Genomic DNA, 26984 nt, shown 5'->3' on the forward strand with positions numbered 1-26984 from the left:
AGGTTACCCACGTGTTACTCACCCGTCCGCCGCTAACATCCGGGAGCAAGCTCCCTTCTGTCCGCTCGACTTGCATGTATTAGGCACGCCGCCAGCGTTCGTCCTGAGCCAGGATCAAACTCTCCGAGGTATGCAGGATGCATATCACACATGCGTTGCTACACGATGTAGCGAACTTAGTATGTGATCATTTCCTGCCTCGTCAGTTTGACTGACTACCTATGATATATCATAGGATTTTTTTATAAAAACTCGAATTAACAGGTACGTTTTGTCTTGTTTAGTTTTCAAAGATCATCTTCATCGTCGCTCAGAGGCGACTTTCTCAATATAACATTTCGACGCTGTGTGCGTCAAGTGTTTTTTAGAATTTCTTTTTGTCAGCTTTTCTTTCAAAGCAACTTGATTGCTCGTTAGCGACGTATAATAATATACCATCATAATATTCATGCGTCAATATCTTTTTTCACAAAATATCCTCGGTGATAGATTTTTTGTCCCTTTGTCTCAATCGGCTCCACCTGAACAATTCCTTTTTCCACAAAGAAATCAATCATGACGCTAAGGTCAGGCGTGAAATACTTGAGGTCAGGATGCGCGAGAAGCTCGCCAAAAAGCCATATATCTTGCTGTTCCATGACATGACGCAAATGAGCGGCACCAATTTCTGCTTTTGAATGGATCAAAAAATCATTTGCTAAAAATAAAAGTTTCAAACGCTTATGCAAGCTTTCGTGGCTTTCAATGAGTTCTGAATAAAGTTTATATACTTCCGGTTCCATATGACGCACCTGATTCCAAACCGTCACTTCTGGGTGGAAGCCTTTATCGATCACTTCAATACGTGCCAAATGATGCAGAGCATGCACAATGGAATTATATGCATCAAGGAATTGATTTGACTCAAAAAATGCTTTTCCTTCTATATATCTGCGAATGAGCTTGCCGTATTCTAAACCGATTTTAAGTTTGCGGTTTGAAAACGGGAATGTACTCAGTTCATCAATTAAGTTGAAAATATATTCATTTCGATCAAATAGGACTTTCCCATTCAAAATCCAATCAATGATTCGGCGGTTAGTGCCTAGAGTAATCCATTCCTTCAGCTGATCATCTGTGACAACATTTAATGAAGCTGTTTGGTGATCGGATTCATAGTGCTTGATAAACAACGGCTCTTCCGCTTCTTTTACAATGACTAGAAGTGCTGCATCAAAGTTATCCGTCTCAGAAGATACCTTGTGTCTTCTTTCTACTATAATCACAGCTAATGTGTCTGGATGGCTTGCTCTCTCTTGATAAATAGGACGGAGAAGATTTTCCATAGTGATTCCTCCAATACTCGGGTGTAAAGTTCTTCTCTAAATGCTATGTATTTCTCCTCATAGAATCAAAATTCCTTCAATACAAGAAAAAAGATCATTGAATCATTATAAGCAATTTATTCATAAAACTCTATAACTAATTCAAACGGAAAGGTAAAATGTGCTATATTGGAGACAAGGGGGACTAGGGATGGCGAAATACTCCAGTAAGATTAATAAAATCAGAACATTTGCACTTAGTTTGGTTTTTGTTGGCTTTCTGATCATGTATATCGGTGTGTTCTTCAAGGAATCGATTTGGCTGTCGACTTTCTTTATGCTGCTCGGCGTCTTATCGATCGGATTGAGTACAGTGGTTTACTTTTGGATCGGTATGCTTTCTACAAAGGCAGTGCGTGTCGTTTGTCCGGGCTGTGAGAAGGAAACAAAAGTGCTTGGGCGGGTGGACATGTGCATGCATTGCAGAGAGCCGCTTACACTCGATCCAGCATTAGAGGGTAAAGAGTTTGATGAATCCTACAATCGAAAAAAGTCATAAAAAAAGCTGACCATTCAACCGGTCAGCTTTTTCATTAATGATTTTCTTTTTTCGCACATTCTTGACAAGTTCCATAGATCTCCAAGCGATGATGACTGACTTTAAAGCCCGTCACATGGGATGCAAGCTGTTCAACTTCATCAAGGCCAGGATAATGAAAGTCCACTATTTTTCCGCAGTTTTCACAAATCGCATGGTAATGGTCAGATGTCGCAAAATCAAATCGGCTTGAGGAATCACCGTACGTTAATTCCTTTACTAATCCAGATTCCCGGAAGACTCGTAAATTGTTGTAAACCGTTGCGACACTCATATTTGGAAATTTCCCTTCAAGTGCTTTATATATATCGTCCGCGGTTGGGTGAGTCATAGAATTTACGAGAAACTCCAAGATGGCATGGCGCTGCGGAGTAATTCGAACACCGGTTTCTTTTAAAGCATCTAAAGCGTCTTTTAGTTCGTGAGCAGCCATTTCATCATGCACCTCTCTTCAAAAATATTCTTATATTATAATCTTTATAAATAGTGTACCCCCAGAGCCGAATCTTTGTCAATTACAATCCTCTTTTTTACCTATTCTTCTTTACAAAAAAGACCGGCATGTTTGCCGATCTCATCCTGTGATGATATTAAGCGTGAGCTTTCAGTTCCTCAAGCGCTTCTTCTACGTGGTCTTTCACCTTGACTTTTCGCCATTCTTTCACAAGCGTTCCTTCTTTATTAATAAGAAACGTTGAACGTTCAATGCCCATGTATTCTTTGCCAAAGTTCTTTTTCAGCTTCCATACCCCAAAGGCTTCAGACAATTTCTGTTCATCGTCTACAAGAAGCAGGAACGGTAAATCATGTTTTTCTTTAAACTTTTGGTGTTTGTCCTGACTGTCTGGGCTTACGCCAATAATAACGGCATCTAATTCTGCAAAGCTTTGATGGCGATCGCGGAAATCACATGCTTCTGTTGTACAGCCTGGTGTCATATCTTTTGGATAGAAATAAAGGACAATATGTTTTCCTTTAAAGTCAGAAAGCTTTACTTTCTCCCCGTTGTCACCGGTTAATTCTATTTCAGGTACTTGCTGTCCAATTTCGATTGTCATGACACAATCCCTCCAACCTATTTTTTAAATAGCCTATCCAATTTTGAGACGATATTCAACTAAGGACGCTTGCATCGGCATGTTAAAATAATGATAGACGACGTGATACGTTGAGATAGGAGGCTATTTATGAAATTCACAGAATCAGAAAAATTACATCAAGAGGCGCTGGAGCATATTGTTGGAGGTGTCAACAGCCCGTCTCGTTCATATAAGGCAGTAGGCGGCGGTTCACCCGTTGCTATGGAAAGAGGAGCAGGCGCTTATTTTTGGGATGTTGATGGAAACCGCTATATTGATTACCTGGCAGCATACGGTCCAATTATTACAGGACATGCCCATCCGCATATTACAAAAGCCATTACAAAAGCGGCTGAAACAGGTGTCCTTTACGGAACGCCAACGAAGCATGAAGTCACTTTTGCTAAAATGCTGAAGGAAGCCATGCCTGCTTTGGACAAAGTTCGTTTTGTCAATTCAGGAACAGAAGCTGTGATGACAACGATTCGTGTCGCGCGCGCATATACAGGCAGAACAAAGATCATTAAGTTTGCCGGATGCTATCACGGGCACTCTGATCTTGTGCTCGTGGCAGCTGGCTCTGGTCCTTCCACTTTAGGAACCCCTGATTCAGCAGGCGTACCAAAGAGCATCGCCAATGAAGTCATCACCGTTCCATTTAATGATATTGACAGCTACAAAGAAGCATTGGATCGATGGGGCGATGAAGTCGCAGCTGTCCTTGTTGAGCCAATTGTCGGGAACTTCGGCATCGTAGAGCCTAAGGACGGCTTCTTGCAGCAGGTCAATGACCTCACTCATGAAAAGGGCGCACTTGTGGTCTATGATGAAGTGATTACAGCTTTCCGCTTTATGTACGGAGGAGCACAGGACTTGCTTCAAGTAAAACCTGACCTCACTGCATTAGGAAAAATTATTGGCGGCGGACTTCCGATCGGCGCTTACGGCGGTAAAAAAGAAATTATGGAGCAGGTCGCTCCTCTTGGACCAGCCTATCAAGCTGGCACGATGGCAGGAAATCCTGCATCCATTCTTTCTGGTATTGCATGTTTGGAAGTGTTAAAACAAGATGGTGTTTACGATCGCCTTGATCAGCTTGGTGCTATGCTAGAAGAAGGCATTTTAGCCCATGCAAAAAAACATCAAGTAGATATTACGGTGAACCGCTTAAAAGGGGCTCTCACGATTTATTTCACAAAAGAAACCATTGTGAACTATGAACAGGCGGAAAATACGGATGGCGAAATGTTCGCCCGCTTCTTCAAATTAATGCTTTCGCAAGGGATTAACCTCGCTCCTTCTAAATATGAAGCTTGGTTCTTAACGATCGCACATACTGAAAAAGATATTTCTGAAACGCTGCAAGCTGTAGATCGTGCGTTTGAACAGTTAAAACAATCATAATAGGGTCAAAAACAGGCGTAAAAAAATGCGCCTGTTTTTTTATTTATCAGCTCTTGTTTGTCAAAAGCGTGCGAATCTGTTACATTTCTTCTCAATACCTTCTTTTGATGTTTTCATGAACTTTCAAAAATCACTTGAATATTTCGGAAGACCGCTGTATATTACTTAGTTGTTCATCAAAATATTGATAATAAATGACGAGTGATCATCTATTATCAAAAAGAAAGGAATGCAGGGACAAAACCAATGAAACTTGGAGCCCGTATTTTAAAAACTGGTATTGCCATTGTACTCGCGCTTTACCTGGCAACATGGCTTGGGTTGCCAACGCCCGTCTTCGCGGGAATTGCAGCTGTATTTGCTATCCAGCCATCTATTTATCGATCTTTTTTAACGATTGTTGATCAAGTGCAAGCCAATATTATTGGAGCAGCACTTGCCATTACGTTCGGTCTGCTTTTTGGCACAGGACCAGTCATTATCGGTTTAACCGCCGTCATGGTCATCGCCATTAATTTAAAGCTGAAGATTGAACACACGATTCCAATTGCACTTGTAACCGTCATTGCGATTTTAGAAAGTGCTGGGGATCATTTCCTTTCCTTTGCCTTAATTCGAACAGCTACTGTGGTGTTAGGAGTTCTTTCTTCATTTTTAGTGAATTTAATCTTCCTGCCGCCAAAGTATGAAACAAAGCTTGTTCATCACATTATGGAAAATACGGAGGAGATTTTAAAATGGATCCGTCTGAGCTCCAGACAGTCTACTGATCATTCCACTTTAAAGGATGACATCGATCAAATAAAAGAACGCATGATCAAATTAGATCACATTTACTTGTTATACAAAGAGGAACGAAGCTATTTAAAGAAAACAACCTATGTAAAATCAAGAAAGCTCGTTTTGTTCAGACAGGCCATTATGACATCGAATCGTGCTCTGTACTTGCTGAAAAAGCTTCATAAATTAGAAAATGAAATTCATTTGATGCCAGAGCATTTTCAGGAAAGCTTAACGGATGAGATTGATTATTTACTGTATTGGCATGAGCGGACCTTGATGAAGTTTGTCGGAAAAATGAAGCCGCAGGACGATGAATTTCAAAACGAATGCTCTCTTCGCCTTGAAACGTTAACGAAATCATTTATCCAGCATCAGCAAAACCAAGAAAACGACTTGCTCGATTACAATATGCTGAATGTCATGTCCAGCATCATCGAATACCGTGATGAACTAGAGCATTTAGATACATTGATTACAAGCTTCCAGACGTATCACCCAAAAGACAGTGAAATTGAGACAGATGAAAAAGAAGCATAAATAGAAAAGGACGATTCCTAGAATCGGTCTTAGATTGTTGACAAAGGGCTAAAATGATCTTGATTTTAGCCCTTTGTCTTCTTTTCACCGAGATAGAAAACCTTTGCAGCCCTAGGAGGGACGAGTACCTGAGCGGAGCAAATTGAACATTCGTGAGCACCGGCACGCAGGACTGACACCGAATGCGAGGGTTTGTCTGCGCGCTGAGACCGATTCCAAGAATCGGTCTTATTTTATTTTCTTCATTTTAGGATCCAGTGTGTCTCTTAATCCATCTCCCATCAGGTTAAAGCCCAAAACTGTCAGCATGATCGCTACACCTGGGAAAATTAATGTCCAGGGGGCTTGAACGAGATAAGGTCTCGCATCGGCGAGCATTTTCCCCCACTCTGGGCTTGGTGCCTGTGCACCCAATCCTAAAAAGCCTAAAGCCGCTGCCTCGATAATCGCCGTTCCGATCGCAAGCGTCGCCTGTACGATGACCGGCACCATACTATTTGGCAGAATGTGACGCAGCACGATGCGGCGGTGTGACATCCCAATCGCCTTTGCTGCCAGCACGTATTCTTCTTGTTTAATACTCAGCACTTTTGAACGAACGAGCCGTCCAAAGGTTGGGACATTAATGATCGCAATGGCAATAAGGGCATTTTGTAAGGAGGGGCCTAAGATGGAGACAATCGCAATCGCTAGTAGAATACTAGGAAAAGCGAGTAAAATATCAAACAATCTTGAGATCACAGCATCTAGCAATCTTCCGCCATAGCCTGCTATCAATCCAAGCAGTGTGCCTAAAATGACAGACCCGAGAACCGAGAAGAAACCAACCCATAAGGAAATCCGAGCTCCATGCACAACTCTTGAAAATATATCTCTGCCGAAATCATCTGTACCAAACCAGTGCGCAGCTGAAGGGGCGCTAAATCGCTCACCGAGAGATTGTTCATTGATCCCATAAGGAGCAATGAGCGGTGCGAATATCGCTAGGATGAGAAATAAAAAGACAATCACACTGCCAATGACCGCCAGCTTATGCTGAAAGAACTGCTTCATCGATTCAAGAATCAATGATTGAGAGCGTTCTTCTTTTGGTTGAGGTGGTTCAAGCTCTTTTTGCGCTTCCATGTGTTGTCACTCTCCTTCCCTAATATTTAATCCTTGGATCAATGACCGCATACAAGATGTCCACAATGAAATTGATCAGGACAAATATCAGCGCAACGACGAGAATGCCTGTTTGAATGACTGGATAATCACGATAGCTGATGGCGTCATATATATACCGCCCAATGCCGGGCCAAGCAAAAATGGTCTCTGTTAAAATGGCTCCGCCAAGTAAGAGGCCTGTTTGAAGACCAATAATCGTTAAGATCGGAATGAGCGCATTTTTCAGCCCATGCTGATAAATGATGAAAAATGAACGTACCCCTTTTGCTTTTGCTGTTCGAATAAAGTCTGAATGAAGCACTTCCAGCATACTAGCCCTCGTAATCCTCGCTATTATCGCAGCAGGAATGGTTGCAAGAGCTGTACTTGGTAATATCAAATGCTTGATGCTGTCAATGAATTGATCAAACCGTCCTTGTAAAAGCGTGTCCAGCGTATGGATATAGGTGATCGATTCCACTGGATTCCTTACGTTTTCACGGCCCGTTGTTGGCAAAATACCTAATTCGATCGAAAACAGCCACTGCCCCATTAAGCCTAACCAGAAAATCGGCATGGACACTCCTATGAGTGCAATAAACATCGCGACATAATCAAAGAAAGAATGCTTAAACCAAGCACTAATGATTCCTGCATTCACTCCCACAACAATCGCCAGCACCATGGCAAAAAAGGTCAATTCTAACGTCGCAAATAAGTAAGGCTTCATTTCCTGGGCAATAGCCGCTCCTGTTCGTATCGAAGTCCCTAAATCCCCTTTTAAAAGGCCCAGCATGTAATGTCCGTATTGAACATACCACGGCTGGTTTAAACCGAGCTGGATGGTTAACTGTTCTACTGCCTCTTTCGTTGCCCGCTGCCCTAAGATGACCTGTGCTGGATTCCCTGGAATAAACCGAATAATTGAAAACACGACCAATGTCATTCCGATCAGTACTGGGATGAGCATTCCTGCCCGCTTCATACAATAAGCAAACAAACAGCTTTCACCGCCTTTTTCTTTGTTTGAATAAGGGAGATACAAGATCTCCCTTATTTGCTTATTCGAAATACACGTCAGTCAAAGCTTCTGAACCAGTTGGATGCGGCTGGTAACCTTTTAAATCACTAGATGCTGCAAGCATTGGGATCGAATGCACCAATGGAATCCAAGGTGCTTCATCATGAATGATTTCTTGTGCTTTTTTATACAGCTCATTTCGTTTCTTTTGATCTGTGTCTGTCTGCGCTTCAATGAGAATGTCGTGCATTTTATCGTTTTCGAAGAATGTATAGTTGTTGCCGCCAATGCTGTCTTTGTCCAAAAGTGTGTAGATGAAATTATCAGGATCGCCATTGTCCCCTGTCCAGCCTAATAAGAACACATCGGCTTCCCCTTTACTTGCCTTATCTAAATAAGTCGCCCAGTCATATGTCACAATTTCTGCTTTGACGCCGACCTTTTCAAAATTTGATTGAATGACTTCTGCTACCTTCATCCCATCTGGCATGTATGGACGCGGTACAGGCATCGCCCAAAGCTTGATACGAAAGCCGTCAGGAAAGCCCGCTTCTTTTAATAGTTCCTTCGCTTTTTCAGGATCATACGGATATGGATCAATGTCGTCATTGTAGCCTTCTAAAGCTGGCGGAAGAGGATTTTTTGCTGGCTCGGCAAGTCCGCCATAAAATGACTCAATGATGGATTCTTTATCGACCGCATAATTGAGCGCCTGACGAACGAGCTTGTTATCAAGCGGCTTTCTTGTGACGGTCAGTCCGATATAGCCTACGTTCATTGATGGTCTCTCAATGAGCTGGAGTGCTTTGTCGGTTTTAATGCCATCTAAATCTGACGGATTCACACCATCCATCAAATCGATTTCGCCTGTTTTCAGGGCATTTAACCGAGCAGAGTTTTCTGGAATGGAACGAAAGATGATTTGATTCAGTTTTGGTTTATCCTTCTGCCAGTAATCCTCGTTCTTTTCTAACACAATACGGTCGTTTTGCTTCCACTCCTTAAACTTGAATGGTCCTGTTCCCACTGGATTCTCGCGAAATGAATCGCCGCTTTTTTCAACAGCCGCAGGACTTGCAATGCCAAACGGTGACATGGCAATGTTTTTAAGGAATGTCGCCTGTGGGCGCTTTAGCTGAAATTCAACTTCATGCTCACCTTTGACGATGATGTCTTTAATGACATGTCCTTTATCTTTTTTATAGCCGCCAAACATGCCATAGTAAGGAAATTTTTCTGCATCACCATTCATCCAGCGGTCAAAGTTGAATTTCACTGCTTTTGCGTTAAAGTCTGTGCCATCGTGAAATTTCACACCTTCTCTCAAGTAGAACGTGTACGATTTTCCGTCCTTTGCTACATCCCAGTCTGTTGCGAGACCGGGGTGGATGGTCGTGTCTTTCTCACCATAATTCAGTAGCTTTTCAAATATATTCTCTGTGACCTTGAAGGTTTCGCCTTCTGTCGTTGTGATCGGATCAAGTGAAGTGGAATCTCCTCCTCTGCCAAATACGAGGGTGTCTTTTGTTGCTTTTTCTTCTGATGACGGAGCGGACGAACATCCCCCTAAAAAGAGTGCAAGTGCCAGCACAAAAATGAAACTACTGAATAACCATTTCTTCATCATTGTGTTCCTCCTTTTGATATAAGTAACACGCCGCCGCGTGCCCCGGTTCCTCCTCATACAAAGAAGGAACGGCTTTCAGGCATTTCTCCCACCTTTTTGGACACCTTTTGTAGAAAGGACAGCCGCCTTCTATCGTCATTGTGGACTCTTCTACTGACACATCTTGCGTCTCTAGCACGTGATTCATATGTGGAATGGATTTCAGAAGCAGCGACGTATAGGGATGAAGCGGGCTGTGAAACACGTCTTCAGCAGGCCCCATCTCGACAATTCGGCCAGCATACATGACTGCGATTCGGTCGCTCATATACCTGACAACGCCAAGATCGTGAGAAATAAACAGATACGTCAGAGAAAGCGTCTTTTGCAATTCAAGCATCAAATTCAAAATTTGTGCTTGAACGGATACATCTAAAGCAGAAACTGGTTCATCGGCAATGACAAGACTTGGATGGGTAATGAGTGCTCTAGCGATACCAATACGCTGCCTTTGTCCGCCGCTGAATTGGTGCGCATAACGTTCCCCGTAGGAAGGATCAAATCCGACAATGTGCAGCATCTCTTTTACCCGCTTTCGTCTATCTGCTTTCGTCCCATGTTTATGAACAATCAGCGGTTCCTCTAAAATATCTTTGATTTTCATTCGTGGATTTAATGAAGCATATGGATCTTGAAAAATCATTTGAATGTCTTTTCTGAAAGAACGCATGTCTCGTTCTTTCAGAAGAGTGACTTCTTGCCCTTTCAGTTGAATAGAGCCTGACGTCGGTTCAGTCAATCTCATTAAGCTTTTGCCAAGTGTTGATTTCCCGCAGCCTGATTCACCGACAATGCCAAGCGTTTCCCCCTCCTTCACGTGAAAGGACACTTGATTTAAAGCCAGAGTCGAATGTTTGTGTTTTGAAAAAAAAGCAGCAGTGTCATACCGTTTTGTCAGCTGGTTCACTTGCAAGAGTGGATGACTCAGTGTCTTCTCCTCCTTCCATTAGAAAACATGCGACGCGGTGATCCTGTTCAATGGATTGTAAGGCTGGATCTTTTTCAAGACATTGCGCCATTTGATAAGGGCAGCGTGGTGCAAATTGACAGCCGGACCGAATGGCTCCCGGCTTAGGTACATGACCTGCAATAGAGATGAGCTTTTCTTTTTTCTCTTTAAACGATGGAACTGAGGCGAAAAGACCTTTTGTGTAGGGATGCAGAGGTTTTTGAAAAATACGGTCAACGGTTCCTTCTTCTACAATTCGACCGGCATACATAATCATGACTCGCTGGCATATTTGCCGCACAACGCCTAGATCATGGGTAATAAATAAAATAGCGGTGTCCATCTCTTCGTTCAGCTTTTTGAGCAGGCGAAGGATTTGCGCTTGGATGGTCACATCAAGTGCAGTTGTTGGTTCATCTGCGATCATGAGCTTTGGATGGCAAAGCATCGCCATCGCAATCATGACTCGCTGGCGCATGCCGCCTGATAATTCATGCGGGTATTTTTTAAGTAACGATTCGGCTTGCTTCAATCCGACTGTCTGAAACAGATCAACCGCCTTCGCTTTTGCTTCTTTCTGACCGATTGCTTGATGTGTGAAAAGGGCTTCCGTCATTTGTTTCCCGATGGTCATTAATGGGTTCAGAGAGGTCATTGGCTCTTGGAAAATCATCGAAATGTCATTTCCTCTTATCTCTCGCCACTGTTTTTCTGAAAGCGACAGCAGGTTTTGCCCTTCGAATTGAACTTCACCCGTTGTGTCTGTTTGCTGGTTCAGTCCCATTAATGACATAGATGTGATACTTTTCCCGCAGCCAGATTCGCCAACAATTCCTAAGGTTTCTCCTTTTTGAATCGAGAACGATATGTGATGGACGATGGGTACTTTTTGCTTTTTTTGCTGAAATGCAATGGACAGCTGTTTGACATCTAGCAGCACGTCTTGTTCTTTCACATATTCACCACCCCGTCATACTTTTTAAAATTGTATTGAGACAAGCTGGGAAATATGTCATGTTTTTGACAAGCATAAAAAAGCCTATCCGCTAGAATCGGATAGGCTTCTACTAATTTAATGTTTGAATGGTAAATAGATGGCGATAGTGGCTGTCTCGGTTCATTAATTCTTCGTGTGTTCCTTTTTCCACAATCTCGCCTTGTTCGATGACCACAATGAGGTCAGCATGAGTAATCGTCGATAAGCGGTGCGCGACAATAAAGGTTGTGCGGTCCTTCGCTAGCTTTTGCATCGCTTCTTGAATGTAATGCTCACTTTCTAAATCAAGTGCAGACGTTGCTTCATCTAAAATCAAAAGCGGTGGATTTTTAAGAAAGACCCTAGCTATTGAAATCCGTTGTTTTTGACCGCCTGACAGCTTCACGCCCCGTTCTCCTACCTTCGTGTCATACCCTTCAGGAAGAGACATAATAAAATCATGGGCATTTGCCGCTTTTGCAGCCGAAACGATTTTTTCAAAAGATGCTTCTGGATCTCCAACCGCAATATTTTCTTTAATCGTGTCACTGAATAAGAATGTATCCTGCAGCACCATTCCGACTTGATTTCGAAGGCTTCTTGCTTTGTACTCTTTTATATCGATGCCGTCAATTTCAAGTGACCCGTTTGTCACATCATAAAACCTTGGAATTAAGCTGACGAGTGTCGATTTCCCTCCACCGCTCATTCCTACAAGTGCAACCGTTTGTCCTTTTTCTACTTTCAAGGAGACATTGTGCAGAATCTCTTCCTGCGTGTGTTCATAACGAAACGACACATTTTTAAATTCGACCTCTCCTTTTAAATGATCGGCTTCTTTAGCATTCGGCCGATCTGTGACCTCATATGGCTCATCAATAAATTCAAAGATACGATCCATTGACGCCACCGACTGAGTTAAAGTCGTGGATGAGTTAATGAGGCGGCGAATCGGGTTGTACATCCGGTCAATATAACCGACAAAGGCAATCATGGTCCCGATCGAAAGTGATCCATTAATGACGGTGTAGCCAGCAAATGCAATGATTAATAGCGGTGCAATGTCAGTGATGGTATTGACGACGGCAAATGTTTTAGCGTTCCAATTCGTGTGATTAATCGCTTTGTTTAAGAAATTTTTGTTTTCATCATGAAAATGTTCTTGTTCATATTCTTCAATGGCAAAGCTCCGAATGACTGGCATTCCTTGTACCCGCTCATGCAGATGCCCTTGCACTTCAGCCAGCGCCTGCGACCGCTCTTTTGTCAGCTTGCGGAGCCTGCCGTAAAAATACTTCACTGCAAACGCATATAGCGGAAAAATAATGACAGACACGATGGTGAGTTTGATGTCCAGAGTACACATAATGGCGATCACGATCAGCACGGTCATCAAATCCAGCCAAATGTTCATAAGACCTGTGATGACAAACTCTTTTGTCTGCTCCACATCGTTGATGACTCTAGAAATGATTTCTCCTGTTCTCGTGTTGGCATAATAACGAAGGCTGAGCTTTTGAATATGCGAAAACAGCTTTTCCCGAATATCAAACAATACCTTACTGCTTGTCCACTGCGCATAGTATTGTCTATAGTATTCAACAGGCGGCCTCATCACTAAAAATAAGACGAGCATGATTCCCATAATGATTAATAGAGATGATGTCTTTTCTTCAGCCGACCCCGAGCCTTGAATAACATCATCAATGACATACTTTAAAAGCAGAGGCAATGTTAAGGGAATCGAGAACTTGATCATCCCGATGACCATTGTCAATGCAATCTGTTTTTTATACGGTGTAACAAAAGCCATGTAGCGTTTAATGACCCCCATGTAAATCTCCTTCCCAATCTATCAGTGCCTCTTATCCGTACGCAATCAAAAACCTGTTAGCCTAAAAAGCCAAACAGGTTTTTTTGATGCTCTTGCTTATTTTGTATAATGTAAAAAACGTTCATACCACATATCCACAAATTCAGGAGCAAACGGACCTTTCCGCTGGTGAATCCAGTGCAATAATGTATTCAGATGCTCTCTTAAGATACTATCGATTTCCTTTGGATAATTCATCTGCCTCTTATGATCTGCATATTCATCCTCATCCAAAATATTGTACGTCATGTCTGGAAAGACTTTGACATCTAAATCGTAATCAATATACTTGATTGCTTCTTCATCTGTCGCAAAAGGAGAGCTGATGTTGCAGTAATAATATACGCCATCATCTCTAAGCATCCCAATTACATTAAACCATTGTTTTGCATGGAAATAGCAAATAGCCGGTTCTCTCGTCATCCAAGTACGGCCATCGGATTCAGTCACCATTGTTCGGTCGTTTGCGCCAATGATACACAATTCCGTTGCTTTCAGAATGGTGGTTTCATTCCAAATCCTGTGGATCAAGCCATTGTGTTTATAGCTTTGAATTTGGATGGTTTCTCCTTCCTTGGGATAGCCCATATTTTCTCCCCTACTTTCTATAACAAACAAACCTAACAGTCCAAAGACCTAATTTCCCAACTAAACATGTCTCTATTATATTATACCGTTACATCATTAAAAAATGAAATGAAAAAGCCATTCAACCCAATTGAACGGCACACTGTCTTACATCACGGTTGAACTCTTTTCCATCTGCTTATATGAATTGATGACCTCTTCTGTCTGTTTTGTAAACAAGGTTTGGACTTTTTGCAGTTCCACACGTTTCTGTTTGATTTGATCACAAAGCCTATGCCACTCTTCTTTTTTTTCATCCTGCAGCAATTGTTTTTCTGTTTCTAAGCATAGATCGAGTTCTCCCTGTATATCGAGCAACTGATCCATGAGCTGCATTTGTTCTTTGACAAGCTGATCAAAATCAGACATCTAACTCCTCCCTTTGATTCGATTCCACTTTTTGTCTGTATACCATTTCTTGAAAGATCGTGGAAATCCTTTGACTGTTTATGTAGAGGTTTTACAGATTTTGTCGGATGGTGGTGAGTGGCAAAAAGAAAAGCACTTCATTCGTAGATGAAGTGCTTTCCTCTGTTTCAGTGATTAGCTGTTTTGTTGTTTGTTTTGCTCAGCTTTTTGGTTGTGTTTTTTTACTTGCTGTGCGTCAGTCTCGCTAGCAAATTCAGTACCATATTGACCTTGAGCAGAAGCTTGGTTTTGTTTTTTCACTTGTTGTGCGTTTGTTTTGTTTTGTTGTTGATCCATCATTATCACCTCCACGCACATTAATTTGTGCAGAAGGTGTACATCCTATTCATGATTTTTTAAACAAGCAAAGAACGTCCGCCATCCACAATAATGGTCTGGCCTCTAATCATGTCTGCTTTTCCTGATACAAGGAATTCCACGCTGTCGACCATGTCTTTAATTTCCACCATTCGGCCGGCAGGTGTGTTTTTCTTCGCATCTTCTAAAAGCTCTTCCCGGTTCGGGAAATGTTTTAGAGCATCTGTATCGATCGCGCCGCCTGATACTGCGTTCACGACAATATTTTTTTGTGACAGCTCAACGGATAGGTAACGCGTTAAAGCTTCTAGTGCTGCTTTTGATACGCCGACTACTGTGTAATTTTCAAGGTAGCGGATGGAGCCTAGTGAGCTAATGCTGACGATATGTCCGCCGCCGTTTTTCTCCATTAATTTCGCCGCTTCTTGTCCGCAGAATAACAAGGCTTTCGCATTGATATTCATTGTCCAGTCCCAATGGTTTTCTTCAAGGTCCATGATTGGGCGCTGAACGCCAGACGCCGCATTGTTGACAAATATATCTAAACGGCCAAAGGTTTCATCGATTTGCTGAAACATGTCTTTGATTTTCTCAGGCTGACCAACATTGGCTTTCACGACCAATGTTTTCACGCCCATCGCTTCAATTTCTTCCGCTGTTTCAAGTGCGGCTTTTTTGCTTCTCGCATAGTTAATGACAATGTCATATCCTTTTTCAGCTAGGCGAAGGGCAACTTCTTTCCCGACACCTCTACTGCTGCCTGTAATTAATGCACATTTACGTTGACTCATTATGGTTCATCTCCTGATTTGAATAGTTTTTGTTCATTCGCTTCACACTAATAGGAAAGTTCCTATTAGGAGGTTACATTCATGTATGTCGGACGCGATTTAAGCCAGCTTGGCATGATGTCCAAGGATCAATGGAAAGATACTGAGCTTGCTTATTTTCATCATGCTTTCCAACAAATTTTACCTTATTTAAACGAAGAAGGGCAATCTAAGTATCGAGAAATTATTTCAGAAATCGAAGACCGCGGGGGTCTGCACAGAAATGAAGCTGATTATACCCACGGTACAACGGTTAAATACGACTAGGCTCTTCAAGTGCCAGCTTCCATATTTTTTGGTGTGAGACTGGCAAAGCATACGCCTCAAATTCTTCTCGTGTGACTTTTTTTAATGCAGTGTCATCAGATACAGACGTGACACGTCCAAAGAAAACAGAAATATTCCAGATGAGGTGGGTAAATACATGCTGAATGGTGCCTTCTAAATCACCAAGCTCTGCTTGTACACCTGCCTCCTCTTTTAAGAAATCCATTAGCTGCTCTTTTTCCGTTTTTCTTCCCTTTATGGTTTCCAAGTTAGGGAATTCCCATAAATTCGCAAGAAGGCCTGTACTTGGCCGCTTATGAATATAGAGGTTGCCTGCGTCATCAAATAACACCGCTGCTGCCATTGATTTTGCAGTCGGTTTTTTCTTTTTGCTTTTCACTGGGAGCTCATGCTGAACGCCTTCCTCCAGTGCCGAGCAATGCATGTTCACAGGGCAAATAAGGCAGGCAGGAGATGTTGGGGTGCAGATGAGCGCACCAAGCTCCATCAGCCCTTGATTGAATTCTGACGGCTTTTCCCGGGAAATGAGCTGATCCACCGCAAACTCGAAAATGTTTCTCGTTTTTGGTTTTGCAATATCATCCCATATGGACAAAATACGAGAAATGACCCTCATGACGTTGCCGTCTACCGCAGGGTACGGCTTGTTATAGGCGATGCTCAGCACTGCGCCGCTCGTATATGGGCCTACACCTTTGAGCTTTGAAAATTGCTCTTTCGTATCAGGGACAACGCCACCATAGGATTCATAGACTTCTTTCACAGCTGCCTGTAAATTACGCACTCTTGAGTAGTAGCCAAGACCTTCCCATGCTTTCATGACCTTTTCTTCATCAGCTAGAGCGAGATCCTTCACCGTCGGGAATTGCTCCATAAACCGATTGAAGTACGGAATGACCGTATCCACTCTCGTTTGCTGGAGCATCACTTCTGATACCCAGACGCGGTATGGATCTTGATTTTCACGCCATGGTAATGTTCGTTGTTCTTTTTCATACCAATCAATTAAATCATGCTGAAAGCCCGCAATATCTTTGCGGTCCAGCTTTTCTTGAATGTCTTTCATATCTATACTCCTTCTTATTGAACCGAGGGCTAACATTCTGAAAAGAACCTTATTTGTTGTATACTGTTTGTAGATACGTTAACATGTTACATTAAATCAGAACAAAGCAAAAGTGATTTTGCACATAGTCTTGAAAGAAGACGTATACTTTGTATGATTGTTCCTAAGCATGACAACTAGGAGGTAATCAATTGGACACTGGTACTCATGTAGTAATGGGCATTTCTCTTGGGGGACTTGCACTATTAGATCCAGCCGTCAGCGCTGATCCACATATGGCACACGCCGTGATGATCGCGACCATCGCCGGCTCCCAAGCACCAGACATTGATACTGTGCTAAAACTAAAAAATAATGCGGTTTATATAAGAAATCATCGAGGGTTTACTCATTCCATTCCGGCTGTACTGTTCTGGTCATTGCTGATTCCGGCTGTGCTTTTCCCATTTGTGCCGGGGGCGGATTTACTTCACCTTTGGTTATGGACACTATTAGCCGTCGTGCTTCATGTGTTTGTCGATATATTCAATGCATACGGCACACAGGCCATTCGTCCATTTTCAAAGAAGTGGGTAGCGCTTGGGATTATTAACACGTTTGATCCGTTTATCTTTTTTACACACCTTGTCGCTATTGTCGTTTGGGCGATTGGCGGGCATCCCGGCTATACGTTTATTACGCTGTATGCGGTGATTTTCTGTTATTATATCGTCAGGGTGATCATGCAGCTCCAGATCAAACGTCAGTTGCGTGCACGATTCGATGAAATTGAAGACATTATTATTTCGCCTACGATGAAGTTCAGACAATGGCGCATTGCCGTGAAATGTAAATCTTCTTTCCATGTTGGACGCAGTATGAATGGAGAGGTTGTCATTTTAGACACCTTTAACCGTGTGCCGGTCCCTGATACTGAAATTATGAAAATTGCCAAACAAGATGAAAACATTTCAGCCTTTCTCTCCTTCTCTCCTGTCTACCGGTGGGAAGTAGATAAATACAAGGATCATTATGAAGTGCGGTTCATTGATTTGCGCTACCGCAGCAAAGGTCACTATCCTTTCGTCGCGATCTGCCATATCGACATGGACCACCAAATCAAAAATTCCTATACCGGCTGGATTTTCAGTGAAGAAAAACTGCAAAAAAAATTAAGACTCGGCTCTGTGTGAGCGAGTCTTTTTTTGTTGTGTAGGGCTTGGATTTAGGGGGAAGTACATTATTTTGAATTTATGTAATTCGCAGAAACAGTGATCTATGCACTTATGTTGAGTGCGACTAAATACTTTGCTGATGGAATAAGAGACCAGTTATTTCAATCCACGCACTCATGTAGAGTGCGACTGGAAGCGGGGCGGAGCGGATGAACCAGCCAAAAATTTCAATACACGCACTCATGTAGAGTGCGACGCTAACTGTACATGATTCGAAATTTGGAGAAAATTTCAATCCACGCACTCATGTAGAGTGCGACTGCGATTTCTGCCCTAATTATAACATTTTGTAGGGAATGATAGCCAAAACCCTCAATTTTCTATATGGAATTTTGTTTTCACCTCTAAATAATATACATTTTTTCTCAATGTTGTCGAATAAAAAGGTGCGAATGCCCCAGGGATTTTATGTTCTCCTCACATTCGCACCGAATATTTCTTAACCCTATTTAATTAAAAACTATTGCTCTTGAAAATCATACCTATTTTCACTGTTTCATCAACAGACTTGAATCCATTTAAACATATGACTACTGAGTAAGTCATGTTTTTCATACCTATATCAAGCGCAATTGTCAATATATCTTTAAAGCTATCTACTGACGAGAATTTCCATCCTCACACTCATATAGAGTGCGACAAACTGTAGTGAATCCATACAAAGCAGGTCCAGTATTTCAATCCACGCACTCATATAGAGTGCGACTTATTATGACGTGCCTCTGATCAAGGCCAGTATATTTCAATCCACGCACTCATATAGAGTGCGACTTGCTGTCGCTGGGTTGATGGGAGGACTTGGATAATATTTCAATCCACGCATTCATGTAGAGTGCGACGCGAAGAGACTGAGAGACTCCTGGAAATTGCAAATTTCAATCCACGCACTCATGTAGAGTGCGACTGCAATTTCCGCCCTATTTATAACATTTTTTAGGGAATGAGCGTCAAAACCCTTAAGTTTCTATATAGGAATTAAGTTTTCACCCCTAAAAAATATACATTCTTTCTCATTTTTGTCGAATGAAACGGTGCGAATGTTCCAGGGATTTTATGTTCACCTCACATTCGCACCAAGTTTCATGAAATGACGTCGTCCATTTTAAGTCTTCCATAACCTGCATTTGTTTTAGCACCGATTCCTTCGTGTTCTAAAGCGCCTAGTAAGATGGTTTTGGCGAGTTCGAGCCATTCCGCATCTTCTGATAGATTCTTTTTTGTTTTCAATAGAAGTTGAAAGCGGCCGTTGACCACCGTTAAGAAATGAATAGGTGTTGGTGAGTCATCGTCTCGAGGGGCTGGAACACTTCCCTCTTTGTTCATCTTATCTAGCTTGACACTGTTGTAGTCTGAATGATGTGGTGTCATCACATCTACTTTGAATGCTTCCTTTACTGTCTCAGGCATCATGAGCGCATCATGAAATTCGATCATGCCGGCACGTTCGTTTGTTCCAAACAATGTGTTGTAATCACTACCACCTTGTTTTAGTTCTTCAAAGTTTTCACCTAATACAGAATGGGCATAATGAGAGGCTACACCTTTTAAAGCTGTTCCTGGTAAATAAGGAACGCCGTATATCGGGTGTAATAACAATCCCGTTTCAAGTACACCCTCTCCTCCATGTCCAATGACTAACGGCGATATGGACTTGACTAAGCATGTGGGGTTCGTATCGGTATAATATCGCTCCACAAATTTTTCATACAGCAAGTGATTGTATTTTTCCCACTGTTCTTGATGCAGCTCTATCACATTTTCATAAAATGACTGCTTCTTCGCACTGTCCTTTATGATGTCCGACAATGTAGAACCACCAATCTCCCATTTGCTTTTGTTTAAGGTTAATGACAGATTCATTGGATGTCCTCCACATTTTCCGCCCCTTGTTCCACCTTTAAAATAGATTCCGCATATCTTTTTAACCAAACAGATGCACTTAAAGCTTGTCTTGATTTGATTAAGTAATTTCGATTAGAAGCTGACCAATCTCCTTGTATATCTAGTGTTTCTTTTATATCCTGAACGAATTGTTGATAAGCATTTCCTTTTTTTGATTTTGCTTCAAAAAATGTAATGGTGAGCCTTAACCCATTTGTTAAGATCATTGAGGCGAATCTGTGACAGAGTTGACCATATTGATTTGAGAAATTCTCCTCATTCGTTTTGGCATTCATCACATGTTGATACGCTTTCTCAGCATAATGATGCTGAATGAGTTTCATGATCCCTCCCCTCCTGTCATACGCCAGGATACTCTTCCTTTACCTACGTTTGTGTTTCCGCCTAATTGAAGATGCATCTGTTTTTCTAGTTGATTTAAAAGTTGATGTCTAACAGATAAATCATTGCTTCCATCGACACGATCACACCACATGAGCCCATAAAATATGGCTTCTGCTGGTACATACTCTTCATACCAGAGAGCACCTTTACTAACTGTTCGGGTTTCATGATCAATTCTAATACGAGGTGTCACTTCAGAATTCATAGTGACAATGTATTGAAAAACGTCATCACTTACAATCACAAATCGTTCTATCCAAAGAGTTTGTGATTGTTTATCGTCGAATAAAAGTTTGGCCATCTTTTTAGCAAAATCGGTTAGTTGTTGAGATTTTTTGGCTGCCCCTTGGAATTCACCTAGATATAATTCGTCATTCTCTACTAATTTAGAATTCATGGTGACTAGTGTGCTTGATTCTTCTATGAGATCAGGGATATCCAGTGATACGCCTAATGCTTTTGCATCGCGGGCTAATCTTTTCAATATGAGTGGACTTGCCACATATCCAAATGTACCGTATCTACTCGCCACCGGGAATGAAAATAACCGGCCATCTGTCATGACGACTGCTCCTGCGCTTCCATCTTGATCTCCTTGTGTACCAAATACTTGTTGTACGAATGTGTCTTGTCCTTTCGCGCGATAATGTTCACGCTGCACACCTTTGATACTGCTTCCAGGTATAATCGGCCATTCTGTGACTTTTTCTCGTTGAATGGGCATATCAATCACGCCAACTCCTTCACCCGCTCCAATATGAAGGGGGGATAAACAATGTATCCAAAACCAACGGCTTGCTTCCATCGTCTCACTCCTCTTATTCATTCGGTTTCCATGTTCCCCAAAGTGCTAACCCGCAGCCATCTTCACGATCAAACGCTTCTTTGCGCCGGTTACGATCAGATACTGATTGAAGCCACATTTTTTCGGCCAGTTCTGCTGGATCTCCTTCTTCTACTGTAAAGAAGTAAACACTACCTGCGGGGACTAAGCGGCGTATTGCTTTTTCACGCCCTTTGTCTTTATTTGCTAAACTCCATCCAGAGATAGGCTGCCAATGTGGAACAGAGGCCCAAACCAATTTCAGTCGTACATTTGTATCAAATAGTGGTTTTGACATGAGCTGTTCATCCAGCCATCCGGGCTGCCATCCTTTACTGAAATAAGCGGGTGTCGCCAATATCATGCGAACATACGGCTTGTTTTTGAGCGATTCTTTAATAGCATCCGGACATGTCCAATCTTGTTGGTATACATGTGGCCGGTCTTCTATATGAGCCAGCCGCCGTTCACCACCGATTGGGTGAATGCCTGAGAAAGGCTTTAATTCTTCTGACTCTTCAGTAGATAACTCTATTCCTGCCTCCAGTTTAAAGTCATCTGGGAATAAGAGCGATTCTGTTGAAAATAGATGCTGATCTTTTGCCTTTTTACTGCCAGTTTCCACCTCAATTTGTGTTCGTTCCTGACGCTGTAATGCTGGAATAAATGCAGGTGGTGTTTCCTTTTTGAAAGAATGATTTTCCTTCTGCATGTATTGATATTCAGTCAAGGCTTCCTTCACCTGACTCTCATTCACTGCGTCTGTCAGCCAGTTCACCATCCACTTTAGTGATACAAAAGCAGGCGACGATTTCATTTTTTTACGAGCACCAGCTCCAATTGGTGGCCATAATGCCTCACTAAAACGGCCTGTTTTTCCTGTACCAAAAAAGCCCTGTCCTTCCGACATCATTGGCTTCGGTCTCACTTGATACATGCTATACTCATCATCAAATAACTCAAGGTCATGAGGCATTGGCACATATAAATGATCATGCCAGCGATATAAAGGACCTCGCACAAGAGATTTTGAATAATAAGAAAGTGGCGTAGTGTGTTTGATTGATTGTCGTTTCTTCGCTAGAGCTGTACGAAGTGTTCCTGCGACCACACTCGGCGGAACATCGTTTAATGAACGCGCCCGTATACCCGGTACACTTTGAAATGGGCGTGCATCACGAATAAGCAGCGGATCAAGCGGTTGAATGTGAAACCATCTTTCAGGCATGTCCACTTACCTCCTCTAGTTGAAGAGCAATGATCATACATTCAGCGATTGTATGTAATTCTTCTAATGTATTCTTCTTCGGTATATACTTCGCAATCAATTGATCGATCCACTCTTTCGTTTCTTGCTCTGTTTTTGCTTCCGTTTTCTTTTTGAATGCAAGACGTCTTATCTCTAGTGGAATGAGTTCATCTAAAATTTCCGGCTGTTTTCTAAAAGAAGACTGTTCGTATGTTTGATACAACTCTCGTAAGCCATATGCAAAGCCATTCGTGAAATAAGACTGTTTTAACCACGCCGTCATCTCTTGGATAGAGGCCACTGGATCTATTTGAAATGAGACTGAGATATTCATTGTGTCTCCTCCGCCTCGCTTTTGGAAATGAATCGCTAATGAATTTCGCTCTTGTTTTGCATATTGTTCGGCCTGACGTGCCATGCTTCTTACTTCTTCAAGAGGCTCAAGCATATGAACGATGGCAATTCCAATTGAAATCGAAGGAGGTATTTCACTATGTTGATGAGCCTTCATCGTTGAAACAAATTCTCTTTGTAATTTCCCAGCTGCTTCTAAGCATTGATGCACCGGTACATAAGCCATGACATCATCTCCACCGCCATAGATCAATGTACCTTCACATTTGGAAATAATCCCACGAGCCTTTGAAGCAAAAGTTGAGAGTGTTTTAGAAAATGCAATATGACTTTCTACATGCTGTATATTTCGCAGTTGGCTGCCCATCTTATCTCCATCGGCCATGAGAAAGGCATAGTAAGGTGAAGGTGCTGGTGGTTTAACCGGCTGGCCGTGATGCTTGCTGTATTCGCCTTTGAAATATTTTTCGAGCAGCTGTGTGATGTCATTTTTCGCTTCTGTTCGTGTGGTCCCGACAAGTCCACGTTGTTCAAGATAATCTTCTATTCTTCTTTCATAAAAAAGCGATGCCTCACTCAAATCAATAGGGGCTACTGTCAGATTCATATTCTTAAGATATGTTTCTACATCTTTCACATATTGTGTGGCTGCTTTCTTCATCTGTTCATTTTGGTCCAACATATTTTGATAGGGAGCAAAAGCTTTATCACATACAGATGGAAATGTCATACTCGGATGCTTATGTAAGGACAATCGTTTGATCACTGAAATCGCATCTAATGATTCATGTTCACCAATTCCCCATTTCGCTAGTTGCGCCACTTGCTGTGGTGTTTTTTGCTTTTGGAAAACAGACTCTCGTCCACCGTCAAGTGATGATTTTGGTTCACCGAATAACGCCCCTGGTTCATTTTGTTTAAAATCTCTTAAAGTCTTCCGTGCCGCCATTAAACCTTCGACTTCTTGAAGAGCCAAATGATATGGACTTGCGGACGCATTTGCCGCTCTGTCTTGATTTTGCACCTCAGTCCACACAGCATAAAATTCCAATAAATCATCTACTTGTCGATTCCATGTGCCTATTTGAATATAAGGATCCACAATCTCTCTTACAAAATCTGCGTATTCCTTCCATTTGTCATATATTGCTTTTTTCACTTGTCTTGCAACGGATGAAGGCTGTTCGTATGAGATTTCCCCCAGTATTTTATTTGGTGCGTTGTTTGATTCTGCAGAGGATTCGTTGAACACAGGGAAAATAAGCGTTCCACCCAGTTCCTGAAATTTCTTCGCACCTGCTTTACTTAATTCAGATAGAAGAAAAGAGCCAAACCATAAATCACGCGTCCGCCTTGCTTGCGCAATAAATTCTTGAACAGGCCCTATCGAAAATAGCATTAATGTTTGTTTTTGTAATTCTTCTGACAAAATGTTTGCACCTCCTTGCTATGTAAAAAGGCTTGAATCGCCGATGAGTGCGTACGGCCACTCTCGTCTTGTAATGGGTTGTTTGAGTAGGTGGCTGTTGGGTAGATACTTTGTTCATCTGTCACATTGGGCAAAGGCTTTCCGTACCCTAAAAGCGATAACGCTTCGATCTTTGGTTGCTGCAACACCATCACCATGCCCACCGATTCCTTTTGATTAATAGCTAACGGTTTTAAGATTAGTGGTGAAGCCAAACGATTTTTATTTCGCGGGACTAACGTCTTTGTATTAGGCTCCTTTTGAAACCACTTTCTTTTTGCTATTTCTTCTTCGCTTCGCTCCTTATCTTTTTTCGATTTCTTTTTAAAGTTAAAAACAATCGGCATACCAAATTGCGCCCTAGGAAAAGCGATATATCTCTTTGGTTTATTTGAAGGATATGGTAATTGATGATCAGGATGTGACATATTCGCTAGATGACGTATGGAATCTGCCTCAGGCCAATAACTTCTCCCAGCCTCCCCATTTTGGATATTATGTTTTTTACGAAATTCAATGTATGTATCCATTGTTCTCGTCCAGGATACATGCGTTTGAGAAGCTTTATTTTGTAATCTAAACTCCCAGCTTAGCGTTGCCCATTCACGAGGCACTTCGGGAATAGAGATAGCATATTGACATATCTTCTCTTTAAACCATTGATCAAATCGCTCCTTAATGACTTCTTGCACTTTAGGAGAAAATGTTTCACAGTATAAACTCCCACAACCACGTCTCGTTCTTGCGCCAAGTCCCCCAAAATTGATCCACGCCCATAGTGCAGCTTCGATTTCATTGCCTAACTTCTTTTTGTCTTGTGAAGTCATTGAAGCACTCTCGGTCAAATACACATTCATTTTGAAATATCCCATAAACATTTTATTTGGTGTTTTTTGAAAAATATATGTTGGAGGGAATTTGATTTGTTTTTTTTCTTTAAATATTTCTTCAACGATTACTTTAATTAAGCTGCTTTTTTCTGTATGACCAAATATCTCTGCTTCTCGTTTAGATAATTCATTTGCATTCTTGCAAACAGCTCCTCGAGTTGCACGCCACCAGAAACGAAGATGGCCACGAATCGCACTTTCTCGAATCGGTCTGTCTTGATCAATTGAGTTTGATTGGGGCCCTCCCCCAAACATTGGCGTAACTAAATGAATAGTGAGCGGCTCTTTAAAAAGTCTTTGGTCTTCATGAATGTTCGTGTCAATCGCATGTTTCACATCATGCCAATTCGTTTTGGGTTTACTAGATTCCCTTGTCATGTCGCTCTCCTTTCTTCACTTCGTTATCTGTTTCTGAAATAGCTCGGCATATGCATAGTGAGGGAAAAACATGGGATTATTGATGAGCATCAGCAATTGATTTAATTGGAAGTTTAGCGTTAACAGCTCATTGTGATCAATACGTAATTCACTGAGTTTGTTCAAAATCACTTTGTCTTCACTATCATCTTCATTATTTTCTTTCTTTTCTTCATCCTCTTGTTCCTTAGACCTTTCTGGATCATAACAATTTAATTCATTAGCCCACCATCCTAGGTGTTCACCTTCATTAGGAGATCTTAAATGAAATACACTCTTTTGTTTCATAAGTATAAAATCAAATGCTTTGTCTAATATTTCAAACATCTTTGAAGATGAATTTGCTGTTTGCCTTTTTAAATTACTTGCTAAAATTAAAATAGGACGTGTTCGTTTCTGTGTATCATTTTCAACCATGACAACCCCTTGGGCGGCCATCCTAGCTATTCCTTTTGTTTTCGGTACTAATTTTTTTATATTGTCAGACCAAACTTTTAAATTATCAACATCGAAATTTGAACTTTTACATTCTATAGCAACCGCAACCGCCTCAATCGGTATAAACTTCAACGAATTGTGTTGGAACACATACGGCGTATACTGCTCATCAAAAACGGCAATATCGACTTCGTTAGAATGATTTCCTTCTGAGTCAATAATGATGACACCTTGTGCTAATGAATATTTTTTAGGAATGATTTTCCGAAAAAACTCCAACCACATCACTTCTCTAGAATCTCCTGTCAGCCCGCCATGATTAGAAGCAAAGTCGACTTCTTCGGATATCATGCTGTTTAATCTTTGATAATTCTCTAAGATCAGCTGCTCCACTTTACCGGTTCGCTCCGTTTCACCCAAAACAATTCCTCCTTCATCATTCACTACGAATGGATAAAATTTGAATCTAAATGACTACTTTTCATTTCGACTTATTTTGAGATTTTTTAAGGTTTATTTAGGAAAAAGAAGAAGAAAAAAACATGACTGCAAGGAGTCATGTTTTCACTGTACAAATGAACAGTATATTTGATGGCTATTTGAAAGAGGATGTTGTAAGAAGATGATCTTTAAGTTAGTCATAACCGTTTAAGACACAATCATTGAAAACCATGCGCACCTCATATATGGGTGCGACAAATACTATGAAGATTTAACAGACGAAGAAATCATTTCAATCCACGCACTCATGTAGAGTGCGACCCCAAGCCGTCCAAGTTTCGGCATCTGCTTTGCGATTTCAATCCACGCACTCATGTAGAGTGCGACAGGTGGATGGATTGTTGATAACGTTCAAGTGAAAGATTTCAATCCACGCACTCATGTAGAGTGCGACAATACCACTCTTTTGTCATACTAACGTCAATCGTATTTCAATCCACGCACTCATGTAGAGTGCGACTGCGATTTCTG

25 protein-coding genes, 1 rRNA gene and 1 pseudogene are annotated in these 26984 nt (G+C 41.6%); 5 read left to right on the forward strand and 22 right to left on the reverse strand.

Translation table 11 applies throughout. The features are described from left to right. Positions 1-130: ribosomal RNA gene (locus C6W21_RS16550) — 16S ribosomal RNA — on the reverse strand; the annotation flags it as partial. A gap of 316 nt (positions 131-446) precedes the next feature. Continuing rightward, positions 447-1325 carry a nucleotidyltransferase-like protein gene (locus C6W21_RS16555; RefSeq protein ID WP_106051500.1) on the reverse strand — a complete coding sequence of 293 codons (879 nt, stop codon included), beginning with the start codon at positions 1323-1325 and terminating at the stop codon, positions 447-449. A gap of 190 nt (positions 1326-1515) precedes the next feature. Between C6W21_RS16555 and C6W21_RS16560 the strand changes: the two genes are divergently transcribed. Continuing rightward, entirely contained in the window at positions 1516-1863 is a 348-nt protein-coding gene (locus C6W21_RS16560; protein WP_003217804.1) for a YgzB family protein, read from the forward strand. 34 nt (positions 1864-1897) lie between these two features. On the opposite strand, the gene perR is transcribed toward C6W21_RS16560, so the two are convergent. Together perR and bcp are read right to left on the reverse strand one after the other, a co-directional pair. After that, positions 1898-2335, reverse strand: a complete 438-nt coding sequence (perR, locus tag C6W21_RS16565; protein WP_012009347.1) for a peroxide-responsive transcriptional repressor PerR — start codon at positions 2333-2335, stop codon at positions 1898-1900. Positions 2336-2492: 157 nt separating this feature from the next. Then, positions 2493-2960: a thioredoxin-dependent thiol peroxidase gene (gene bcp, locus C6W21_RS16570; protein WP_034664955.1), complete on the reverse strand. Its 468-nt coding sequence runs from the start codon at positions 2958-2960 to the stop codon at positions 2493-2495. A gap of 129 nt (positions 2961-3089) precedes the next feature. Between bcp and C6W21_RS16575 the strand changes: the two genes are divergently transcribed. Both C6W21_RS16575 and C6W21_RS16580 read left to right on the forward strand, forming a co-directional pair. Beyond that, positions 3090-4385, forward strand: coding sequence for a glutamate-1-semialdehyde 2,1-aminomutase (locus tag C6W21_RS16575; protein ID WP_106051501.1), 1296 nt, complete (start codon positions 3090-3092; stop codon positions 4383-4385). A gap of 246 nt (positions 4386-4631) precedes the next feature. Further along, positions 4632-5705 (forward strand): FUSC family protein, encoded by a 1074-nt coding sequence (locus tag C6W21_RS16580; RefSeq protein WP_106051503.1) that lies wholly within the window; start codon positions 4632-4634, stop codon positions 5703-5705. A 228-nt stretch (positions 5706-5933) separates the two neighbouring features. Here C6W21_RS16580 and C6W21_RS16585 read toward each other — a convergent pair whose 3' ends face one another. The 10 genes and pseudogenes from C6W21_RS16585 to fabL all read right to left on the reverse strand — a co-directional run bounded on the left by C6W21_RS16585 (position 5934) and on the right by fabL (position 15480). Then, on the reverse strand, positions 5934-6830 hold the full coding sequence (locus C6W21_RS16585; RefSeq protein WP_106051505.1) for an ABC transporter permease: 897 nt from the start codon (positions 6828-6830) through the stop codon (positions 5934-5936). A gap of 19 nt (positions 6831-6849) precedes the next feature. Continuing rightward, a complete protein-coding gene (locus C6W21_RS16590) occupies positions 6850-7851 on the reverse strand; it encodes an ABC transporter permease (RefSeq protein ID WP_106052105.1) in 1002 nt (333 codons plus the stop codon). Between the two features lie 61 nt (positions 7852-7912). After that, the gene (locus tag C6W21_RS16595; RefSeq protein WP_106051507.1) at positions 7913-9499 is read right to left on the reverse strand and encodes an ABC transporter substrate-binding protein; all 1587 of its coding nucleotides are present in this window, start codon (positions 9497-9499) and stop codon (positions 7913-7915) included. Next, positions 9474-10451, reverse strand: coding sequence for an ABC transporter ATP-binding protein (locus tag C6W21_RS16600; RefSeq protein ID WP_106051509.1), 978 nt, complete (start codon positions 10449-10451; stop codon positions 9474-9476). Before C6W21_RS16600 ends, C6W21_RS16595 begins: the two co-directional genes overlap by 26 nt. After that, entirely contained in the window at positions 10420-11442 is a 1023-nt protein-coding gene (locus C6W21_RS16605; protein WP_106051511.1) for an ABC transporter ATP-binding protein, read from the reverse strand. Before C6W21_RS16605 ends, C6W21_RS16600 begins: the two co-directional genes overlap by 32 nt. Positions 11443-11554: 112 nt before the next feature. Further along, on the reverse strand, positions 11555-13297 hold the full coding sequence (locus tag C6W21_RS16610; RefSeq protein WP_106056764.1) for an ABC transporter ATP-binding protein: 1743 nt from the start codon (positions 13295-13297) through the stop codon (positions 11555-11557). 96 nt (positions 13298-13393) lie between these two features. Continuing rightward, positions 13394-13924: a nucleoside tri-diphosphate phosphatase gene (ntdP, locus tag C6W21_RS16615; RefSeq protein ID WP_012009337.1), complete on the reverse strand. Its 531-nt coding sequence runs from the start codon at positions 13922-13924 to the stop codon at positions 13394-13396. Between the two features lie 147 nt (positions 13925-14071). Next, complete coding sequence (locus tag C6W21_RS16620; protein ID WP_106051515.1) at positions 14072-14332, reverse strand: YgaB family protein; 261 nt, start codon at positions 14330-14332, stop codon at positions 14072-14074. A 174-nt stretch (positions 14333-14506) separates the two neighbouring features. After that, positions 14507-14653 (reverse strand): annotated as a pseudogene (locus C6W21_RS16625) (gamma-type small acid-soluble spore protein); the annotation flags it as partial. A 74-nt stretch (positions 14654-14727) separates the two neighbouring features. After that, positions 14728-15480 (reverse strand): enoyl-[acyl-carrier-protein] reductase FabL, encoded by a 753-nt coding sequence (gene fabL, locus C6W21_RS16630; protein ID WP_003217873.1) that lies wholly within the window; start codon positions 15478-15480, stop codon positions 14728-14730. 81 nt (positions 15481-15561) lie between these two features. Here fabL and C6W21_RS16635 point away from each other — a divergent pair, with 81 nt between their 5' ends. Continuing rightward, positions 15562-15786 (forward strand): hypothetical protein, encoded by a 225-nt coding sequence (locus C6W21_RS16635; RefSeq protein WP_003217808.1) that lies wholly within the window; start codon positions 15562-15564, stop codon positions 15784-15786. On the opposite strand, the gene mutY is transcribed toward C6W21_RS16635, so the two are convergent. Continuing rightward, entirely contained in the window at positions 15773-16873 is a 1101-nt protein-coding gene (gene mutY / locus C6W21_RS16640; protein WP_106051521.1) for an A/G-specific adenine glycosylase, read from the reverse strand. The genes C6W21_RS16635 and mutY overlap by 14 nt on opposite strands. Before the next feature lie 191 nt (positions 16874-17064). Here mutY and C6W21_RS16645 point away from each other — a divergent pair, with 191 nt between their 5' ends. Then, complete coding sequence (locus C6W21_RS16645) at positions 17065-18045, forward strand: metal-dependent hydrolase (protein WP_106051523.1); 981 nt, start codon at positions 17065-17067, stop codon at positions 18043-18045. 1122 nt (positions 18046-19167) lie between these two features. Here the strand turns inward: C6W21_RS16645 and cmr6 are convergent. From cmr6 to C6W21_RS16680, 7 genes are read right to left on the reverse strand one after another with little or no spacing between them, the layout of a single operon-like run. Beyond that, the gene (gene cmr6, locus C6W21_RS16650) at positions 19168-19947 is read right to left on the reverse strand and encodes a type III-B CRISPR module RAMP protein Cmr6 (RefSeq protein ID WP_223249623.1); all 780 of its coding nucleotides are present in this window, start codon (positions 19945-19947) and stop codon (positions 19168-19170) included. Continuing rightward, positions 19944-20312, reverse strand: a complete 369-nt coding sequence (gene cmr5 / locus C6W21_RS16655; RefSeq protein ID WP_041106375.1) for a type III-B CRISPR module-associated protein Cmr5 — start codon at positions 20310-20312, stop codon at positions 19944-19946. The genes cmr6 and cmr5 overlap by 4 nt, the downstream gene beginning before the upstream one ends. Then, positions 20309-21178, reverse strand: a complete 870-nt coding sequence (gene cmr4 / locus C6W21_RS16660) for a type III-B CRISPR module RAMP protein Cmr4 (RefSeq protein WP_189318218.1) — start codon at positions 21176-21178, stop codon at positions 20309-20311. The genes cmr5 and cmr4 overlap by 4 nt, the downstream gene beginning before the upstream one ends. 13 nt (positions 21179-21191) lie before the next feature. Beyond that, positions 21192-22424 carry a type III-B CRISPR module-associated protein Cmr3 gene (cmr3, locus tag C6W21_RS16665; protein WP_106051529.1) on the reverse strand — a complete coding sequence of 411 codons (1233 nt, stop codon included), beginning with the start codon at positions 22422-22424 and terminating at the stop codon, positions 21192-21194. Then, the gene (gene cas10, locus C6W21_RS16670) at positions 22417-24228 is read right to left on the reverse strand and encodes a type III-B CRISPR-associated protein Cas10/Cmr2 (RefSeq protein WP_106051532.1); all 1812 of its coding nucleotides are present in this window, start codon (positions 24226-24228) and stop codon (positions 22417-22419) included. Before cas10 ends, cmr3 begins: the two co-directional genes overlap by 8 nt. Next, a complete protein-coding gene (gene cmr1, locus C6W21_RS16675) occupies positions 24198-25493 on the reverse strand; it encodes a type III-B CRISPR module RAMP protein Cmr1 (protein WP_223260995.1) in 1296 nt (431 codons plus the stop codon). The genes cas10 and cmr1 overlap by 31 nt, the downstream gene beginning before the upstream one ends. A gap of 57 nt (positions 25494-25550) precedes the next feature. Next, the gene (locus tag C6W21_RS16680; RefSeq protein ID WP_106051539.1) at positions 25551-26432 is read right to left on the reverse strand and encodes a DUF6602 domain-containing protein; all 882 of its coding nucleotides are present in this window, start codon (positions 26430-26432) and stop codon (positions 25551-25553) included. Positions 26433-26984 lie beyond the last annotated feature (552 nt).

Source organism: Bacillus sp. NMCN1, from assembly GCF_002998085.1.
In the GTDB taxonomy this organism is placed as follows: Bacteria; Bacillota; Bacilli; order Bacillales; family Bacillaceae; genus Bacillus.

Bases quoted from the DNA above. Each gene is read 5' to 3' on its own strand.
- C6W21_RS16555 (WP_106051500.1), bottom strand. From the start codon at position 1,325: ATGGAAAATCTTCTCCGTCCTATTTATCAAGAGAGAGCAAGCCATCCA.
- C6W21_RS16560 (WP_003217804.1), top strand. From the start codon at position 1,516: ATGGCGAAATACTCCAGTAAGATTAATAAAATCAGAACATTTGCACTT.
- perR (WP_012009347.1), bottom strand. From the start codon at position 2,335: ATGGCTGCTCACGAACTAAAAGACGCTTTAGATGCTTTAAAAGAAACC.
- bcp (WP_034664955.1), bottom strand. From the start codon at position 2,960: ATGACAATCGAAATTGGACAGCAAGTACCTGAAATAGAATTAACCGGT.
- C6W21_RS16575 (WP_106051501.1), top strand. From the start codon at position 3,090: ATGAAATTCACAGAATCAGAAAAATTACATCAAGAGGCGCTGGAGCAT.
- C6W21_RS16580 (WP_106051503.1), top strand. From the start codon at position 4,632: ATGAAACTTGGAGCCCGTATTTTAAAAACTGGTATTGCCATTGTACTC.
- C6W21_RS16585 (WP_106051505.1), bottom strand. From the start codon at position 6,830: ATGGAAGCGCAAAAAGAGCTTGAACCACCTCAACCAAAAGAAGAACGC.
- C6W21_RS16595 (WP_106051507.1), bottom strand. From the start codon at position 9,499: ATGATGAAGAAATGGTTATTCAGTAGTTTCATTTTTGTGCTGGCACTT.
- C6W21_RS16610 (WP_106056764.1), bottom strand. From the start codon at position 13,297: ATGGGGGTCATTAAACGCTACATGGCTTTTGTTACACCGTATAAAAAA.
- ntdP (WP_012009337.1), bottom strand. From the start codon at position 13,924: ATGGGCTATCCCAAGGAAGGAGAAACCATCCAAATTCAAAGCTATAAA.
- C6W21_RS16620 (WP_106051515.1), bottom strand. From the start codon at position 14,332: ATGTCTGATTTTGATCAGCTTGTCAAAGAACAAATGCAGCTCATGGAT.
- fabL (WP_003217873.1), bottom strand. From the start codon at position 15,480: ATGAGTCAACGTAAATGTGCATTAATTACAGGCAGCAGTAGAGGTGTC.
- C6W21_RS16635 (WP_003217808.1), top strand. From the start codon at position 15,562: ATGTATGTCGGACGCGATTTAAGCCAGCTTGGCATGATGTCCAAGGAT.
- mutY (WP_106051521.1), bottom strand. From the start codon at position 16,873: ATGAAAGACATTCAAGAAAAGCTGGACCGCAAAGATATTGCGGGCTTT.
- cmr6 (WP_223249623.1), bottom strand. From the start codon at position 19,947: ATGAATCTGTCATTAACCTTAAACAAAAGCAAATGGGAGATTGGTGGT.
- cmr5 (WP_041106375.1), bottom strand. From the start codon at position 20,312: ATGAAACTCATTCAGCATCATTATGCTGAGAAAGCGTATCAACATGTG.
- cmr4 (WP_189318218.1), bottom strand. From the start codon at position 21,178: ATGGAAGCAAGCCGTTGGTTTTGGATACATTGTTTATCCCCCCTTCAT.
- cmr3 (WP_106051529.1), bottom strand. From the start codon at position 22,424: ATGCCTGAAAGATGGTTTCACATTCAACCGCTTGATCCGCTGCTTATT.